Annotated in this window: 9 protein-coding genes; all 9 read left to right on the top strand. The window is 74.1% G+C overall.

The features are described from left to right. The first annotated feature begins 29 nt into the window (after positions 1–29). The 9 genes from ACLJPL_RS07125 (at position 30) to ACLJPL_RS07165 (ending at position 16,343) form a co-directional block, all read left to right on the top strand. The gene (locus ACLJPL_RS07125) at positions 30–842 is read left to right on the top strand and encodes a TIGR03084 family metal-binding protein (protein ID WP_411079831.1); all 813 of its coding nucleotides are present in this window, start codon (positions 30–32) and stop codon (positions 840–842) included. Continuing rightward, on the top strand, positions 839–2,674 hold the full coding sequence (locus ACLJPL_RS07130) for an acyclic terpene utilization AtuA family protein (protein WP_411079832.1): 1,836 nt from the start codon (positions 839–841) through the stop codon (positions 2,672–2,674). Before ACLJPL_RS07125 ends, ACLJPL_RS07130 begins: the two co-directional genes overlap by 4 nt. Next, positions 2,671–4,269 (top strand): acyl-CoA carboxylase subunit beta, encoded by a 1,599-nt coding sequence (locus ACLJPL_RS07135; protein ID WP_411079833.1) that lies wholly within the window; start codon positions 2,671–2,673, stop codon positions 4,267–4,269. The genes ACLJPL_RS07130 and ACLJPL_RS07135 overlap by 4 nt, the downstream gene beginning before the upstream one ends. 36 nt (positions 4,270–4,305) lie before the next feature. Then, the gene (locus tag ACLJPL_RS07140) at positions 4,306–6,294 is read left to right on the top strand and encodes a biotin carboxylase N-terminal domain-containing protein (RefSeq protein ID WP_411079834.1); all 1,989 of its coding nucleotides are present in this window, start codon (positions 4,306–4,308) and stop codon (positions 6,292–6,294) included. Further along, positions 6,291–7,475, top strand: coding sequence for an acyl-CoA dehydrogenase family protein (locus tag ACLJPL_RS07145; protein WP_411079835.1), 1,185 nt, complete (start codon positions 6,291–6,293; stop codon positions 7,473–7,475). The genes ACLJPL_RS07140 and ACLJPL_RS07145 overlap by 4 nt, the downstream gene beginning before the upstream one ends. A gap of 142 nt (positions 7,476–7,617) precedes the next feature. Further along, positions 7,618–9,225, top strand: coding sequence for a 4-coumarate--CoA ligase family protein (locus ACLJPL_RS07150; protein ID WP_411079836.1), 1,608 nt, complete (start codon positions 7,618–7,620; stop codon positions 9,223–9,225). A gap of 51 nt (positions 9,226–9,276) precedes the next feature. Next, on the top strand, positions 9,277–10,011 hold the full coding sequence (locus ACLJPL_RS07155) for an enoyl-CoA hydratase family protein (protein ID WP_411079837.1): 735 nt from the start codon (positions 9,277–9,279) through the stop codon (positions 10,009–10,011). Continuing rightward, positions 9,999–10,604, top strand: a complete 606-nt coding sequence (locus tag ACLJPL_RS07160) for a TetR/AcrR family transcriptional regulator (protein ID WP_411079838.1) — start codon at positions 9,999–10,001, stop codon at positions 10,602–10,604. The genes ACLJPL_RS07155 and ACLJPL_RS07160 overlap by 13 nt, the downstream gene beginning before the upstream one ends. Before the next feature lie 519 nt (positions 10,605–11,123). Further along, complete coding sequence (locus tag ACLJPL_RS07165) at positions 11,124–16,343, top strand: hypothetical protein (RefSeq protein ID WP_411079839.1); 5,220 nt, start codon at positions 11,124–11,126, stop codon at positions 16,341–16,343. Positions 16,344–16,357: the final 14 nt, after the last annotated feature.

Genomic DNA, 16,357 nt, shown 5'->3' on the forward strand with positions numbered 1-16,357 from the left:
CACCACACCCGGTCCCGAGGGGAGCGCACGTGTCCGATGTCGCAGCGGTGATCGACGACCTGCGCGAGGAGAGCGACGAACTCGACGACCTGGTCGGGGCGTTGGAGGCCGGTCGCTGGCGCACCCCGACCCCCGCCGAGGGGTGGACCATCGCCCACCAGATCGCCCATCTCGCCTGGACCGACGAGGTCGCGCTGCTGGCGGCCACCGAGCCCGACCGGTTCGCCGGCGAGGTCGCGAGGGCCCTGGCCGCCCCGGACGCCTTCGTGGACGAGTCCACCGCGGCCCTGGTCGCCGTCCTGGCCCCGGACGCCCTGCTCGCGCGGTGGCGGGAGGGGCGGCAGCGGCTCGGCAAGGTGCTGCGGGACGCCCCGGCGGGGACCCGGATCCCCTGGTACGGGCCGCCGATGGGCGTCGCGTCCATGGCGACCGCCCGGCTCATGGAGACCTGGGCGCACGGCCAGGACGTCGCTGACGCCCTCGGGGTCGCCCGGACCCCGACCGCCCGGCTGCGGCACGTGGCGCGGATCGGGGTCCGGGCCCGTGACTACGCCTACGCGGTACGGGGGATGGCCCCGCCCGGCGAGGAGTTCCGGGTCGAACTGCGTACGCCAGAGGGCGAGTTGTTCGCGTACGGCCCCGAGTCGGCCGCCCAGCGCGTCACCGGGCCGCTGCTCGACTTCTGCCTCCTGGTCACCCAGCGCGCCCACCGCGCCGACCTCGCCGTGACCGCCGAAGGCCGCGACGCCGAGCAGTGGCTCTCCATCGCCCAGGCGTTCGCCGGCCCTCCCGGCCCGGGCCGCCCACCGAAGGCGGAGCAACCCGCACGGGACGACCGATGAGCACCCCCGCCGACCGCGCTCCGGCCGCCACTCCCGCCTCCCGCGCTCCGGCCGCCCCCTCGCCCCCCGCCACCCCCGCCGACCGCGCTCCGGCCGCCCCCTCGCCCCCCGCCGCCCCCGTCCTCCGTATCGGCAACGCCTCCGGCTTCTACGGCGACCGCTTCGACGCCGTGCGCGAGATGCTCACCGGCGGCCCCCTCGACGTCCTCACCGGCGACTATCTGGCCGAGCTGACCATGCTCATCCTCGGCCGCAGCCGCCTCAAGGACCCGGAGAAGGGGTACGCCACCACCTTCCTGCGCCAGCTCGAAGAAGGGCTCGGCCTCGCCCACGAGCGCGGGGTGAAGATCGTCACCAACGCGGGCGGCCTCAACCCGGCCGGACTGGCGGACGCGGTACGGAAGCTGGCCGCGAAGGTCGGCGTCCCCGTCCGCGTCGCCCACGTCGAGGGCGACAGCCTGCCCGTGCCGGACGGGTTCCTCACCGCCAACGCCTATCTCGGCGGAGCCGGGATCGCCGCCTGCCTGCGGGCCGGGGCCGATGTCGTCGTCACCGGCCGGGTCACCGACGCGGCCCTCGTCACCGGCCCGGCCGCCGCCCACTTCGGCTGGGGGCCCGACGACCTCGACGCGCTCGCGGGGGCCGTGGTCGCCGGGCATGTGCTGGAGTGCGGTACGCAGGCGACCGGCGGCAACTACGCCTTCTTCGGGGAGCATGATGTGCGCCGCCCCGGCTTCCCCCTCGCGGAGATCCATGCGGACGGATCCTCCGTGATCACCAAGCACGACGGTACGGGGGGCGTCGTCGACCTCGGCACCGTCACCGCCCAACTCCTGTACGAGACCGGGGGAGCCCGGTACGCGGGCCCCGACGTCACCGCCCGCCTCGACACCGTACGGCTCACGGCGGACGGCCCGGACCGGGTCCGCGTCGACGGGGTGCGCGGCGAGGCCCCGCCGCCCACGCTCAAGGCCGGGCTCACCCGGCTCGGCGGCTGGCGCAACGAGGTCGTGTTCGTCCTCACGGGCCTGGACATCGAGGCCAAGTCGCGCCTGGTGCAAGCTCAGTTCGCCGATGCCCTGGAGCGGGGCGGGGCCCGCCCGCCCGCCGAGGTCCGTTGGGAACTGGCCCGCACCGACCACCCCGACGCCGACACCGAGGAGCGGGCCAGCGCCCTGCTCCGGCTCGTCGTCCGCGACCAGGACGCCGAGGCGGTGGGCCGGGCCGTGTCCGGGGCCGCCGTCGAACTGGCCCTCGGCAGCTATCCGGGCTTCCATGTCACCGCCCCGCCCGGAAAGGGCGCTCCCTACGGGGTGTTCGAGGCCGTCCACGTACCGGCGGAAGAGGTCGAGCACACCGCCGTGCTGCCGGACGGGGCCCGGGTGGTGATGCAAAGCCCCGCCAGGACAAGGGAGTTGGCGGACGTCGACGAACCGCCGCTGCCCTCCCCGTATCCCGCCGGGCCGACCCGCCGTGCCCCGCTCGGGCTCATCGCGGGAGCCCGCAGCGGTGACAAGGGCGGGGACGCCAACGTGGGCGTGTGGGTGCGCGACGACGACGCGTGGCGGTGGCTGGCGCATGAGCTGACCGTGACGCGATTCCGGGAACTGCTGCCGGAGACCGCCGACTTGGCCGTCGTACGCCATGTCCTGCCCAACCTGCGCGCCCTGAACTTCACCGTGCACGGCCTCCTGGGGGAGGGCGTCGCCGCGCAGGCCCGGTTCGACCCGCAGGCGAAGGCGGTGGGGGAGTGGCTGCGGTCGCGGTGGCTGCCCATCCCGGCCGCCCTGCTCGAAGGACCCCGTGACCCGTCCCCGGAGGTGCCCGCATGACCGTCCTGCCCACCGGACTCGACCCCGACAGCCCTGAATACGCGGCCAATCGGTCGGCCATGCTGGAAAAGCTCGCCGCGCTGGAGACCGAGCACGCCAAGGCGCTCGCGGGCGGCGGCGAGAAGTACGTGACCCGGCATCGCAAGCGCGGCAAGCTCCCCGCGCGGGAGCGGATCGAGCTGCTCGTCGACCCCGACACCCCGTTCCTGGAGCTGTCGCCGCTGGCGGCCTGGGGCAGCGACTACGCGGTCGGGGCCTCGCTCGTCACCGGGATCGGGGTGGTGGAGGGCGTCGAGTGCCTGATCACCGCCAACGACCCGACTGTGCGCGGCGGGGCGTCGAACCCGTGGACGCTGAAGAAGGCCCTGCGCGCCAACGAGATCGCCTTCGCCAACCGGCTCCCCGCCATCAGCCTGGTGGAGTCGGGCGGGGCCGATCTGCCGTCCCAGAAGGAGATCTTCATCCCGGGCGGGGCGCTGTTCCGGGACATCACGCGGCTGTCGGCGGCCGGAATCCCCACCGTGGCCGTCGTGTTCGGCAACTCGACCGCCGGAGGCGCGTACGTCCCCGGGATGTCCGACCACGCCGTGATGATCCGGGAGCGGTCCAAGGTGTTCCTCGGCGGGCCGCCGCTGGTGAAGATGGCGACCGGTGAGGAGAGCGACGACGAGTCCCTCGGCGGGGCCGAGATGCACGCCCGTACGTCGGGGCTCGCCGACCACTTCGCCGTGGACGAGCAGGACGCGATCCGCCAGGCGCGCCGGATCGTCGCCCGCTTCAACTGGCGCAAGGCGCACACCGATCCGGGACCCGTGGAGCCGCCGAAGTACGACGAGGACGAGCTCCTCGGAATCGTGCCGGGCGACCTGAAAGCCCCCTTCGACCCGCGTGAGGTGATCGCCCGCCTGGTCGACGGCTCGGACTTCGACGCGTTCAAGCCGTTGTACGGGACGAGCCTGGTCACCGGGTGGGCGCGGCTGCACGGCTATCCGGTCGGCATCCTCGCCAACGCGCAGGGCGTGCTGTTCAGCGAGGAGTCGCAGAAGGCCGCCCAGTTCATCCAGCTCGCCAACCAGCGCGACATCCCGCTCCTCTTCCTCCACAACACCACCGGCTACATGGTCGGCAAGGAGTACGAGCAGGGCGGCATCATCAAGCACGGCGCGATGATGATCAACGCGGTCGCCAACTCGAAGGTCCCGCACCTGTCGGTCCTGATGGGCGCCTCGTACGGGGCCGGGCACTACGGCATGTGCGGGCGCGCCTACGACCCGCGTTTCCTCTTCGCCTGGCCGAGCAGCAAGTCCGCCGTCATGGGGCCGCAGCAGCTCGCCGGGGTCCTCTCCATCGTCGCCCGCGCGTCGGCCGCCGCGAAGGGGCAGCCGTACGACGACGAGGCGGACGCCGGGCTGCGCGCCATGGTGGAGCAGCAGATCGAGGCGGAGTCGCTGCCGATGTTCCTGTCCGGGCGGCTGTACGACGACGGGGTCATCGACCCGCGCGACACCCGGACCGTCCTCGGGATGTGCCTGTCCGCGATCCACACCGCACCGGTCGAGGGCGCGCGCGGCGGCTTCGGCGTCTTCCGGATGTGACCCGCACATGATGAATCTTCCGGATGTGAGGCCCAGATGACCATCACCACGCTGCTCGTCGCCAACCGGGGCGAGATCGCCTGCCGGATCTTCCGCACCTGCCGTGACCTGGGCATCTCCACGGTCGCCGTGTACTCCGACGCGGACGCCGACGCCCTGCACGTACGCGGGGCGGACCTCGCCGTACGCCTGCCGGGGGCCGCGCCCGCCGACACCTATCTGCGCGGCGACCTCGTGGTGGCCGCCGCGCTGGCCGCCGGGGCGGACGCCGTGCACCCCGGGTACGGCTTCCTCTCCGAGAACGCCGCCTTCGCCGCCGCCGTGCAGGACGCGGGTCTGGTGTGGGTGGGGCCGCCGGTCAAGGCGATCGAGCTGATGGCGTCCAAGACCCGGGCCAAGGAGCTGATGGGCGGGGCGGGTGTGCCGCTGCTGGCCCCCGTGGACCCGGCGACCGCGACCCCGGACGATCTGCCGCTGCTGCTGAAGGCGGCGTCGGGCGGGGGCGGGCGCGGGATGCGGACCGTCCGCGAACTCGGATCGCTCCCGGGCGAGTTGCTGGCGGCTGCCGCCGAGGCCGCGTCCGCCTTCGGGGACGGCGAGGTGTTCGCGGAGCCGTACGTCGAGCGGGGCCGGCACGTCGAGGTGCAGGTCATGGCGGACGCGTACGACACCGTGTGGGCGCTCGGCACCCGGGACTGCTCGCTCCAGCGCCGCCACCAGAAGGTCATCGAGGAGGCCCCGGCCCCCGGCCTGGACGACGCACTGCGCACCCGGCTGCACGACGCGGCGGTGGCCGCCGCGCGGGCGGTCGGCTACCGGGGGGCGGGGACCGTCGAGTTCCTGGTCTCCGCCGATGGCCGGCCGTACTTCCTGGAGATGAACACCCGCCTCCAGGTCGAACACCCGGTGACCGAGGCCGTGTTCGGGGTGGACCTGGTCGCGCTGCAACTGCGGGTCGCGGAGGGCGAGCCGCTGCCCGCGCTTCCCGAGCCGGCGGGGCACGCGGTGGAGGCCCGGCTCTACGCCGAGGACCCCGCGCGCGACTGGCAGCCGCAGACCGGAACGCTGCGCACGCTGGAGGTCCCGGACGCGCCCGGCCTGCGCCTGGACACCGGGTACACCGGCGGCGACACCGTCGGCGTGCACTACGACCCGATGCTCGCCAAGGTCATCGCCCACGCCCCGACCCGGAGCGAGGCCGTGCGCCTGCTGGCATCGGCCCTGGAGCGGGCCAGGATCCACGGGCCGGTCACCAACCGCGACCTGCTCGTACGGTCGTTGCGCCACCCGGACTTCGCGGCCGGGCGACTCGACACCGGCTTCTACGACCGGCACCTCACCGGCCTCATCGCCCCGGCGGCCTCCCACGACCCGGCGACGGCCGCCCTAGCCGCCGCCCTGGCGCAAGCCGTGAGCACCGCGACCTCCCCCGGCCCCGCCCCCACCCGCTTCGGGGCCTGGCGCAACGTCCCCTCCCAGCCGCAGGTCAAGCGCTACCGCAGCGAACCGGACGGCGCCGAGCACGAGATCGCCTACCGCACCCCGCGCACCGGCGCCCCGGAACCGCACGACGCCCCCGGCGTCCGGGTCCTCGCCGCCGCCCCTCACCGGGTCACCCTCGAACTGCACGGCGTCACCCGGCACTTCGACGTCACCCAGGACCGCGACCGGCTCCACGTGGACACCGCCGGAGCCTCGTACGCCTTCACCGCCCTGCCCCGCTTCACCGACCCCGCCGCACAGACCGACCCCGGCTCCCTGCTCGCCCCCATGCCCGGCACCGTCGTCCGCCTCGCGGAGGGCCTCGCGCCGGGGGCCGTGGTCGAGGCCGGGCAGCCGCTGATCTGGCTGGAGGCGATGAAGATGGAGCACCGCATCCTCGCCCCCGCCTCCGGCACCCTCACCGCCCTGCACGCCGCCCCCGGCCACCAGGTCGAGGTGGGCGCGCTGCTCGCCGTGGTCCAGGAGGACCCGGCCCCCGCCGAAGTCCCCGCCCCCGCCCCCGTATCGGAGGAGAACGCATGAGCACCGTCCGTACCGCCGTCCTCGAAACCGAAGAGCACCAGGCCCTGCGCGCAGCCGTCGCCGCCCTCGGGAAGCGCTACGGGCGCGACTACATGACCACCGTCATCCGCGAGGGCGCCCACACCGACGAGCTGTGGGCGGAGGCCGCCAAGCTCGGCTACCTCGGGGTGAACCTCCCCGAGGAGTACGGCGGCGGGGGCGGCGGGATGGCAGAACTGTCCATCGTGCTGGAGGAGTTGGGGGCGGCCGGCTCCCCGCTCCTCATGATGATCGTGTCCCCCGCGATCTGCGGCACGGTCATCGCCCGCTTCGGCACCGACGAGCAGAAGCGGAAGTGGCTGCCGGGCCTGGCGGACGGCAGCCTCACCATGGCCTTCGGCATCACGGAACCCGACGCCGGGTCCAACTCCCACCGGATCACCACCACCGCCCGCCGCGACGGCACGGGCCCGGACGCGGACTGGGTCCTCACCGGCCGCAAGGTCTTCGTCTCCGGCGTCGACATAGCCGACGCGACCCTGATCGTGGGCCGCACGGAGGACGCCCGGTCGGGGAAGCTGAAGCCCTGCCTGTTCATCGTCCCGCGCGACGCCGAGGGCTTCGGACGGCACCAGATCGACATGGAACTCCACGCCCCCGAGAAGCAGTTCGAGCTGGCCCTCGACGACGTACGGCTCCCCGCCGAGGCGTTGGTGGGCGACGAGGACGCGGGACTGCTCCAGCTCTTCGCGGGACTCAACCCGGAGCGGATCATGACGGCCGCGTTCGGCATCGGGATGGGCCGGTTCGCGCTCGGCAGGGCCGTCGAGTACGCCCGCACCCGGCAGGTGTGGAAGGCCCCGATCGGCTCCCACCAGGCCATCGCGCACCCGCTCGCCACCGCGCACATCGACCTGGAGCTGTCGCGCCTGATGATGCAGAAGGCCGCCCGGCTGTACGACGCGGGCGACGACATCGGGGCGGGCGAGGCGGCGAACATGGCGAAGTACGCGGCCGGCGAGGCATGTGTGAAGGCCGTCGACCAGGCGGTGCACACCCTGGGCGGCAACGGCCTGACCCGCGAGTACGGGCTCGCCTCCCTGATCACGGCGTCCCGGGTGGCCCGGATCGCGCCGGTCAGCCGGGAGATGATCCTGAACTACGTCTCGCACCAGTCGCTGGGCCTGCCGAAGTCCTACTGACACGCCGCGCGCGATCTCTTGCGTCCGACCTCTCCCCCTTCCCCGCCCTCAGGGGCGATTCTGACTCTCCACACCCGCACGGCGTTCCCCGCGACCGCCCCTCCGGCGGCGCGGGGACACCGCGACGACACAGGGGTCCGCCATGGTGTTCCGCAGCGAGTACGCAGACGTACCGGCCCTCGACACGCCCATCCACGAAGCGGTCCTCGGGGAGGCCGCGCGGTTCGGTGACACGGTCGCCCTGATCGACGGGACGAACGGCTCGTCCCTCACGTACGCCCAGCTCGACGGCTTCCACCGCCGCATCGCCGCCGCCCTCGCCGACGCCGGACTGAGGAAAGGCGATGTGCTCGCGCTCCACAGCCCCAACACCATCGCCTACCCGGCCGTCTTCTACGGGGCCACCCGCGCCGGAGCCTCCGTCACCACCATCCACCCGCTGGCCACGGCCGAGGAGTTGGCCAAGCAGCTCAGCGACAGCGCCGCCCGCTGGATCGTCACGGTGTCCCCGCTGCTGGAGACCGCGCGACGGGCCGCCGAACTCGCCGGCGGCGTACAGGAGATCTTCGTCTGCGACCAGGCGGCGGGCCACACCTCCATCCTGGACATGCTCGCCTCCACCGCCCCCGAGCCGGAGATCGCCATCGACCCCGGCGAGGACGTGGCGGCGCTCCCGTACAGCTCCGGCACGACGGGCACGCCCAAGGGCGTGATGCTGACGCACCGCTCGATCGGGACCAACCTGGAGCAGCTGAGACCGTTCATCCCGATGGGCGAGGGCGACCGCATCCTGGCCGTCCTCCCCTTCTTCCACATCTACGGCCTGACGGCGCTGATGAACGCCCCCCTGCGCTGCGGCTCGACGGTCGTGGTCCTGCCGCGCTTCGATCTGGCGCAGTTCCTGGAGGCCATCCAGACGCACCGCATCTCCGGTCTGTACGTGGCTCCGCCGATCGTGCTGGCGCTCGCGAAGCACCCGCTGGTGGGGGAGTACGACCTGTCGTCGCTCCAGTACATCGTGAGCGCCGCCGCCCCGCTGGACGCCGAGCTGGCCGCCGCGTGTTCGGCGCGGCTGGGGCTGCCGCCGGTGCGGCAGGCGTACGGGATGACGGAGCTGTCGCCCGGGACGCATGTGGTGCCGCTCTCCGTGGAGGAGCCGCCGCCGGGCACGGTGGGCAAGCTGCTGCCGAACACCGAGATGCGGATCGTGTCCCTGGAGGACCCGGCCAAGGAGGCGGAGCCGGGCGCGGACGGCGAGATCCTGATCAGGGGCCCGCAGGTGATGAAGGGCTACCTGGGCCGCCCCGACGCCACCGCCGACATGATCGACGCGGAGGGCTGGGTGCACACCGGTGACATCGGCCGGGTGGACGCGGACGGCTGGCTGTACGTGGTCGACCGGGTCAAGGAGCTGATCAAGTACAAGGGCTACCAGGTCGCCCCCGCCGAGCTGGAGGCCCTGCTGCTCTCCCACGAGGACCTGGCGGACGCGGCGGTGATCGGGGTGTACGACGGGCACGGCAACGAGATCCCGAAGGCGTTCCTGGTCCGGGCCGCGACCCCGGGGGGTGCGACGGTGACGGCGGGCGACGTCATGTCGTACGTGGCCGACCGGGTCGCCCCGTACAAGAGGGTCCGGGAGACCGAGTTCGTGGAGGCCATCCCCCGGGCCGCGTCCGGCAAGATCCTCCGGCGCGAGCTGCGCGACCAGGAGACGACGGACCACGCGGAGAAACCGGGGAAGAAGTGACGCTCATGGGACGGACGGGGAAGAAGTGACACTGGGACGGACGGAGAAGAAGTGACCTTCGTTGGACGGACCTCGGACCGGGGAGTGGCGACACTGACCCTGGACTCCCCGGCGAACCGCAACGCGCTCTCGGCGGCGCTGGTGGGCGAGCTGCGGGAGTCCCTGGCGGCCTGCGCGGCCGACGCCGCCGTACGGGCGGTGCTGCTGACCCACACCGGGACGACGTTCTGCGCCGGGGCCGACCTGACCGCGCCGCCGGAGCCGGAGGCGTTCGTGGGCCTGATGCGGGCCATCGTGGCGCTGCCGAAGCCGGTGGTGGCCCGGGTGGAGGGGCACGTCCGGGCGGGCGGCCTCGGCCTGCTCGCGGCGTGCGACATCGCGGTGGCGGGGCCGTCCTCGACCTTCGCGCTCACGGAGTCGCGCCTCGGCCTGGCCCCGGCGGTCATCTCCCTGACCCTCCTGCCCCGCGTGGACCGGAGGGCGGCGAACCGCTACTACCTCACCGGGGAGCGGTTCGACGCGGCGGAAGCGGCGCGGATCTCGCTGGTCACGCTGGCCGCCGAGGACGTGGACAAGGCGCTTGTCCCGGTCCTGGACGGCCTGCGCCGGGCCTCGCCGCAGGGGCTGGCCGCATCGAAGGAGCTGGTCACGGCTACGGTGCTGAGGAGCTTCGACCAGTACGCCGAAGACCTCATCGCCCGCTCCGCCGCGTTGTTCGCCTCCGACGAGGCGAGGGAGGGGATGACGGCCTTCCTCGAACGACGGGACCCCGGATGGGTGCGGTGACCTCTTCCTCCACCTCCAAGGCCGTGCACGCGCCCAAGCAGGACCGCAGCCGGGCGACCCGGCAGCGGCTCCTGGAGGCGGCGGTGGCCTGCCTGGCCGAACACGGCTGGGCGGGCTCCACGGTCTCGGTCGTCGCCGAGCGGGCCGGGGTCTCGCGCGGCGCGGCCCAGCACCACTTCCCGACCCGCGAGGACCTGTTCACGGGGGCGGTGGAGTACGTAGCCGAGGAACGCTCCGCCGCCCTGCGCGCGCTCCCCGTGCAGGGGCGCGCGGAGGTGGTCGCGGCGCTGGTGGACCTCTATACGGGGCCGCTGTTCCGGGCCGCGCTCCAGCTGTGGGTGGCGGCGTCGAACGAGGAGCAACTACGCCCGCGTGTTACGGAGTTGGAGGCGCGGGTGGGCCGCGAGACCCACCGCATCGCCGTCGAACTCCTGGGCGCGGACGAGTCCCGCCCCGGCGCGCGCGAGACGGTCCAGGGCCTCCTGGACATGGCCCGCGGCCTGGGCCTCGCCAACCTCCTCACCGACGACGCCGCCCGGCGCGCGCGGGTGGTGGCGCAGTGGGCGGCGCTGGTGGAGGAGGGGCTGGGGTGAGTTCGGGCGGGGCCTCGGGCGGGGGCGTCGGCCGGGGCAGGGTTCGGTGCCGGTGCCGGTGCCGGTGTCGGGTTCGGGGCCTGTGCGGACCTTCCGGTGTACGGGAGTTGGCGCGCGGATGAGGAGTCGGCGGCGAACCCCCGTATGGCCGTCCGATCGGCTGTGGGCCGCCATGCCGCTGGCTACGTTGACGCTGTGCGCAGGCAGGAATGGTCAGGGAGCGACGGCGGGAGCTCCAGTTCGCGTTCCTCGCTCTCACGTTCTTCGCCGCCGCGTTCCTCGACTGCGCATTCTCCGCTCTCTCCGCTCTCTCCGCTCTCTCCGCTCTCTCCGCCTTCTCCGCTTCCGAGTTCTCTGAGTTCTCCGAGTTCTTCGCGTTCTCCGCACTCTCCGCCTTCGGGCGCGGGCACGAGCGCGCGGGGCGGGGCCGAGGATGCCGGGCCGGCTCCCCGGGCGGTCGGACCGGCCGTCCCGGCCGGTCCGGGCGTCGTAGGCGGGGGCCCCGGCGGCCCGCAGGCCATGCAGCAGACGATGGGGAACGAGGCCACCACCCGGGCGCTGCGGCGGGGGAAGCGGCCCTTCGTCCCGCCCACGCTCATCGAGGAGGGCCCCGAACAGGCCCTCGTACTGCCGCCGTACCTGATGGACCTGGAGGCGGGCGGGCTCTCCACGGCGTACGGGCTGACCGGCCAGGAGTTCGTGGGCAGCGCGATCGCGGCCGTCGTGGGGCACGGCGGCGGCACGGTGGCCGCCATCTCCGCCGAACTGGCCGGACGGCCCGAGTCGTTCTTCGGCGGGGGCCGCGCGTTCGCGGTGGAGGGCGCGGAGGGGGCCCGGGGCGGTGGGGGCGGGCGGGGTGGACAGGGCGGCGGGGGCGCGGGCGGGGGCTTCGACGTCACCGTGTCCATCGCGCCCGCCCCCGACGACCGGCCGCCCGCGTTCTACCCGGCCGCCGACCTGGCCACGGCCGCGCCGGACCCGACCGGAGCGCCCCTCGCCCCCGTGGACGACGCCGAGGGCAAGGAGACCAAGGTCGACGTCCAGCACAACAGTGCGGCCACCGCGAGCAGTTCGGTCGGCAACGCGTCGAGCAAGGGGGCGGGCGGCACGGCGTTCGGGCTCGCGCCGGTCGCGCCGGGGCTGTGGCTGGGCGCGGCGGCGACGGGGAACGTACAGCCCTGGCAGTCCTCGCGGGACTCCCGCACCCAGCGCGGCGTGGCCGAACCCCGCGTGCTGCGCAGCGACAAGGGCTCGGTGGAGGCGCCGCGCCGCGTGGTGTACGTCGTACGGATCCGGCGCCAGGACGGCCCGGACGAACAGGTCTTCCGGGGCTCGGGCAAGCTCACCCAGCGGGTGCCCACCGAGCACCTGATCCCGGCCGGCGCCGCTACGCCGGGCCGGCCCCGGCCGGTGGACGCCGACCTCGGGCGGCGGGTCGCGCTGGCCGACTCGCTGGCCCCGGTCGCCGTGTCCGACGCCGCCGGGCCGCACCAGGGCGGCGGCGGACTCTTCGACGCGGTCGCCTCCGTCCTGCACCCCTCGCTGACCGCACCCGGCGCGCCCGGCCGCTCCCGGCTGTACGAGGCGACCGCCACGCCCACCGTGCTGGAGGACCTGCCCCGGCTGCTGGGCGTGGGCGTCACCGGGGACGACCTGTACGCCAAGGACGGCACCAGCGCGGGCAGTTACCGCATGCGCGGGGTCGTCACCGGACTCACCCCCGCCTGGGGCGCCGGCAAGACCCAGCTCCGTACGCACCAGCAGGCCCAGCACACCGCGACCGAGTCGGCGGGCAAGGGACGCGCGATCGCGGGCGGGATCGGCCCGGCGATCGGGGTCGGGGCGGCGGCCAACGCGGCCGTCGTACGGGCCACCGCGATGCCGGTCGCCGCGGCCCGCAAGGCCCGGTTCAGCGTGAACGAGCAGACCGTATCCAGCCGGCAGGGCGCGGAGGTGCGGGGCGAGAAGGTGCTCTACCTCGGGACCGTGCGGTTCACCGTGGAGGGCACAGGCCCCCGGTCGGCCCGGATGATCCTGCGCCCGCAGACGCGGGTCGCCACGCACGCGATGCGGGTGTGGGTGAGCCTGCGGGCCGACGAGGCACAGGAGTTGGGGCTGTCGCTGCCGCCGGGGGTGACGGCGGGCGAGTTCATCAAGAAGCCGGAGCCACAGGCGGCCCCCGATCCGGACACCGCATCCGAACCCGACACGGATACGGCGTCGGAATCGGGTTCGGCCTCGGCATCGGAATCGGCCTCGGAATCGGCCTCGAGATCGGAATCGACCTCGGGATCGGATTCAGACTCGGAGGAGGCGGCGGCGGAGGCGGCGGCGGACGCACGGCATCTGCCCTTCGGCGCGATGGGATCGAGCGTCACGCTCGGCCGGCTCGACACCGCGCCCATGGTGCAGGCCGTACGGGAACTGTTCGCCACCGATCACCGGCTGGCCGGATACCTGCCCGCGTTCGGAGCCACACGGCCCCCGGCCGACCTCAGCCGGGAGGAGGCCGAGGCACAGCGCGCCAACTACCGCGAGCTGATGGCAGCCCTGTCGGAGACCAACCTGCGCGTGAACAAGGAGCAGTTGCTGTCGACCGGCATCCGGGTCCGGCTGCGCCGCAAGACCACGATGCACTCCCATGACGTACAACTACGGGTGCACGGCACGATCGGCAGGACGCGCCATCTGGGCGAGATCGACGACTGGTTGGTGCGGGCCCACTCCGGCGTCGCGGCCAACGCGCAGAGTGGGCGCAGCAGTTCGCGTTCGATCGGCGGGATGGTGCTGGCGCAGGCCCGGCTGATACCGGGCGTGCTCACCGGCTCGGCCCGCTATGAGCGGAGCAGCTCAGGGGGTCGCCGCAACCAGGGCGGCCCCACGACCCGTACCGACGTCCTCACCAACGGTTCGGAGCGGGCGAGCGCGTTCGGGGCGGCGCTGCGTCTGAACGTGGACGTCACCATGACCTCGCGGAAGCGCAAGCTGGCCCGCACGGTGACCCCGGACGGCCCCGGCCGGGACGCGCCGGAGGCCAAGCTGCTGTCGGGGCTGCACATGGAGGAGCAGGACGTACGGCTGTTGACACCGGCGGAGTTCACGGTCGACACGGCGGAGAAGGCGCGGCTGGACGCGGGCGGCGGACAGGCCCCGGGCCCGGAGCGGGCCGTCGCCGCGACGGGCATCGGGGACCTCGCCGGGGCGGCCCCGACCCCGACCGCCGGGCAGCTGGTACGGGACTGGCAGCTGGTGGAGACGGTGGGCGACGGGCAGCCGGTCCGCGATCTGGCCCTCGCGCTGCTGGCCCGGGCCGCCGCCCGGGGTCAGGCGGGCCGCCAGGACCCGGCGCTGGCCACGGAGGGGCTCGCGCCCCGGCTGGCGGTCGAGGAGCGCTTCGGCCCACGGGCGATCACGGCCTCGCTGCGGCAGGCCGCGTCCTCCGGCTGGGTGGTGAAGAACCTGCGGTACCCGCGCCGGCTGGCCGCGCTGAACGGCGCGGTGGGCACCCGACTGGCGCTGGCAGCACCGCAGTTGGTGCGCGAGGCCGCCGGTCCTGGCACCGAGACGTTCGTGCTGGGCGGCCACCAGGCGGGCGGGCAGCAGGGGAGCGGCACGGCCAGTACGGTGCAGGTCGGAGCGACCGGCGTACAGAACGGGCCCGACTGGCGGGTCGGCGAGGGGCTGTCGGGTCACCGGACGACGAGCGAGGGCGACTCCGAGGCCGCGACCGTGTCGGGAACGGTGGAGCGCAACGCCCACACGCCGAAGAAGGCCCCGCTGTATCTCGTACGGTGCGATCTGCTCGTCACGATGGTGGCGGAGGTCAAGGTCACGGGCGGCGGCCCGTACGTGGCCGGGGCGGCGCGGACGCTGCCGGGCGCGGCGGCGGTGTGGCTGACGGCGGAGCAGTTGCGGGCGGCGGGGGTGGCCCTGCCCGCGTCGGCGCGCAAGGCGCTGAGGATCGAGGACGGCCGCTCGGACACCGGACGCACGCCGGAAGACACCAGCGCCACGACTCCTCCTTCTTCTCCGCCTCCTCTTCCTGCCACTGCCGACCGGGCGGAGGGCTCGGAGCGTACGGGGGCGGCGACGGGGGCGGCGACGGGGGCGGCGACGGGGGCGGGGGCGGCGACGGGTGCCCCGGCCAGGCCGAAACCGACCCTCGCGCGCGAACTGCCGCTCGGCTTCGGCATGATCGAGGACCTGCCGGACTTCGTGCCGCTGCTGGACGGACTGCGCCGCGCCCTGGCGATCACCGGCCAACAGGACGTGGCCGAGGACGTGTTGCCGCACCAACAGCTGCGGGACCGCAACGACAACGTGCAGCGGCTGCTGCGGGTCCTGGACCGGGACGGCTCCACCGGCCTGCTGGCGAGCGCCATGGACGGCGGGGTCACGGTGGAGCTGCTGGACGGCCGCAGGACGCCGTACTGGGCGGTGTTCAAGGTGGACCGCGTCGGGGCGGGGGTCTGGGACGGGGAGGCGGACGACGGCCGGGACATGGAGTACATCACCTCGGCGGTCTCCCAGCAGGCCACGTCTCACGACGAGGGCGAGAGCGTCGGCGTGGAGGGCATCCTCGCGGGCTCCGGGAAGCCGGAGGGCGGGGCGGGGCAGCTCAAGAGCGTGGGCGGGGCAGGCGGGTTGGGCGCGGGCTCGGGCTCGGGGCGCAAGCGCGGCGGCGCGGCGCGGGGCCAGTTGGGCATGAAGACGGTCGCGGAGGCGAAGACGGCGCAGTCCGCGAAGATGCGGGTGCCGATCGTGGCAACCCTCGAACTCCACCGGGGAGACCGCAGGTTGGCCATGGCGGGATCGGGCCGTACGACGCTGGTCCACCGGGTCCTCAAGAGCGACCTCACGGCACTGCGCCGGGTGGGATCCCCGCGCCCCAACGCCCCCCGCCCCGCCCCGGGCGCACCGACCGAAGGACCGGCCGGGCTGGGCGCGTGGCGGTCCGAGGGGGTGCCGCTGCCGATGGAGGCCCAGGTGAACGGCTTCCAGGGAGCGCCGCGCGTAAGGGAGTTGGTGAACACGGCGGTACGGGTGGCGGGCGGCGGCGACCGCTTCCGCCAGAAGGGCCAGGCCGCCGCGTACACGCTGGGCGAGGCGGTCTCCACGGAGTGGCTGATCGCGGCCCTGCCGCTGCTCACCAACGCGGGGGCCGAGCTGCCGCCGGTGCACGCGAGCGGGGCGAAGGGCCAGGACCTGCGGGTCTCGGTCCATGCGCGGCTGCGGGCCGGACGGGTGCTGGGGGCCGGGGACAAGATGACGTTCGAGACGGTGGCCCAGAGCGACCTGGGCGCGCCCCGCCCCACCCAGAGCGACGGCCAGAGCGCGGCCGAACAGGGCAGACAGGCACGCGGACTGCTCGGGGCCGGTGTCCTGAACGCCGACGAGTTCCGCCTCAACCAGTTGATGGCCAACACGGGCGGCTCGGGCTCGGCGAGCGGCGCGGCGGCGCACGGAGCGGGCTCGATGCCCCTGCACAAGCCCAAGTTCGCTTCGGTGCTGGTGCAGTTCACGCTGGATGTACGGGTGGTGGCGCGGGTGACGGACCGCGTGCGCCCTTCCCGTACGGCGGTGGCGGAACGCGACGTGACGCTCCCGCGCCCGGTGGTGATCCGCATGCCCCTCCCGGTGGCCGCGCGCCTCCTGGCAGCTCACCCTGCGGCGATCGCGGACCCCCGGGACCACCTGGGTCTTCAGGCAACGGCGGCTCCACCGCCGGTGATGCCGTGAGCGACGGCCCCGGG

This window comes from Streptomyces sp. cmx-18-6 (assembly GCF_046548915.1).
In the GTDB taxonomy this organism is placed as follows: domain Bacteria; phylum Actinomycetota; class Actinomycetes; order Streptomycetales; family Streptomycetaceae; genus Streptomyces.

Bases quoted from the DNA above. Each gene is read 5' to 3' on its own strand.
- ACLJPL_RS07130 (WP_411079832.1), top strand. From the start codon at position 839: ATGAGCACCCCCGCCGACCGCGCTCCGGCCGCCACTCCCGCCTCCCGC.
- ACLJPL_RS07135 (WP_411079833.1), top strand. From the start codon at position 2,671: ATGACCGTCCTGCCCACCGGACTCGACCCCGACAGCCCTGAATACGCG.
- ACLJPL_RS07140 (WP_411079834.1), top strand. From the start codon at position 4,306: ATGACCATCACCACGCTGCTCGTCGCCAACCGGGGCGAGATCGCCTGC.
- ACLJPL_RS07145 (WP_411079835.1), top strand. From the start codon at position 6,291: ATGAGCACCGTCCGTACCGCCGTCCTCGAAACCGAAGAGCACCAGGCC.
- ACLJPL_RS07150 (WP_411079836.1), top strand. From the start codon at position 7,618: ATGGTGTTCCGCAGCGAGTACGCAGACGTACCGGCCCTCGACACGCCC.
- ACLJPL_RS07160 (WP_411079838.1), top strand. From the start codon at position 9,999: ATGGGTGCGGTGACCTCTTCCTCCACCTCCAAGGCCGTGCACGCGCCC.
- ACLJPL_RS07165 (WP_411079839.1), top strand. From the start codon at position 11,124: ATGCAGCAGACGATGGGGAACGAGGCCACCACCCGGGCGCTGCGGCGG.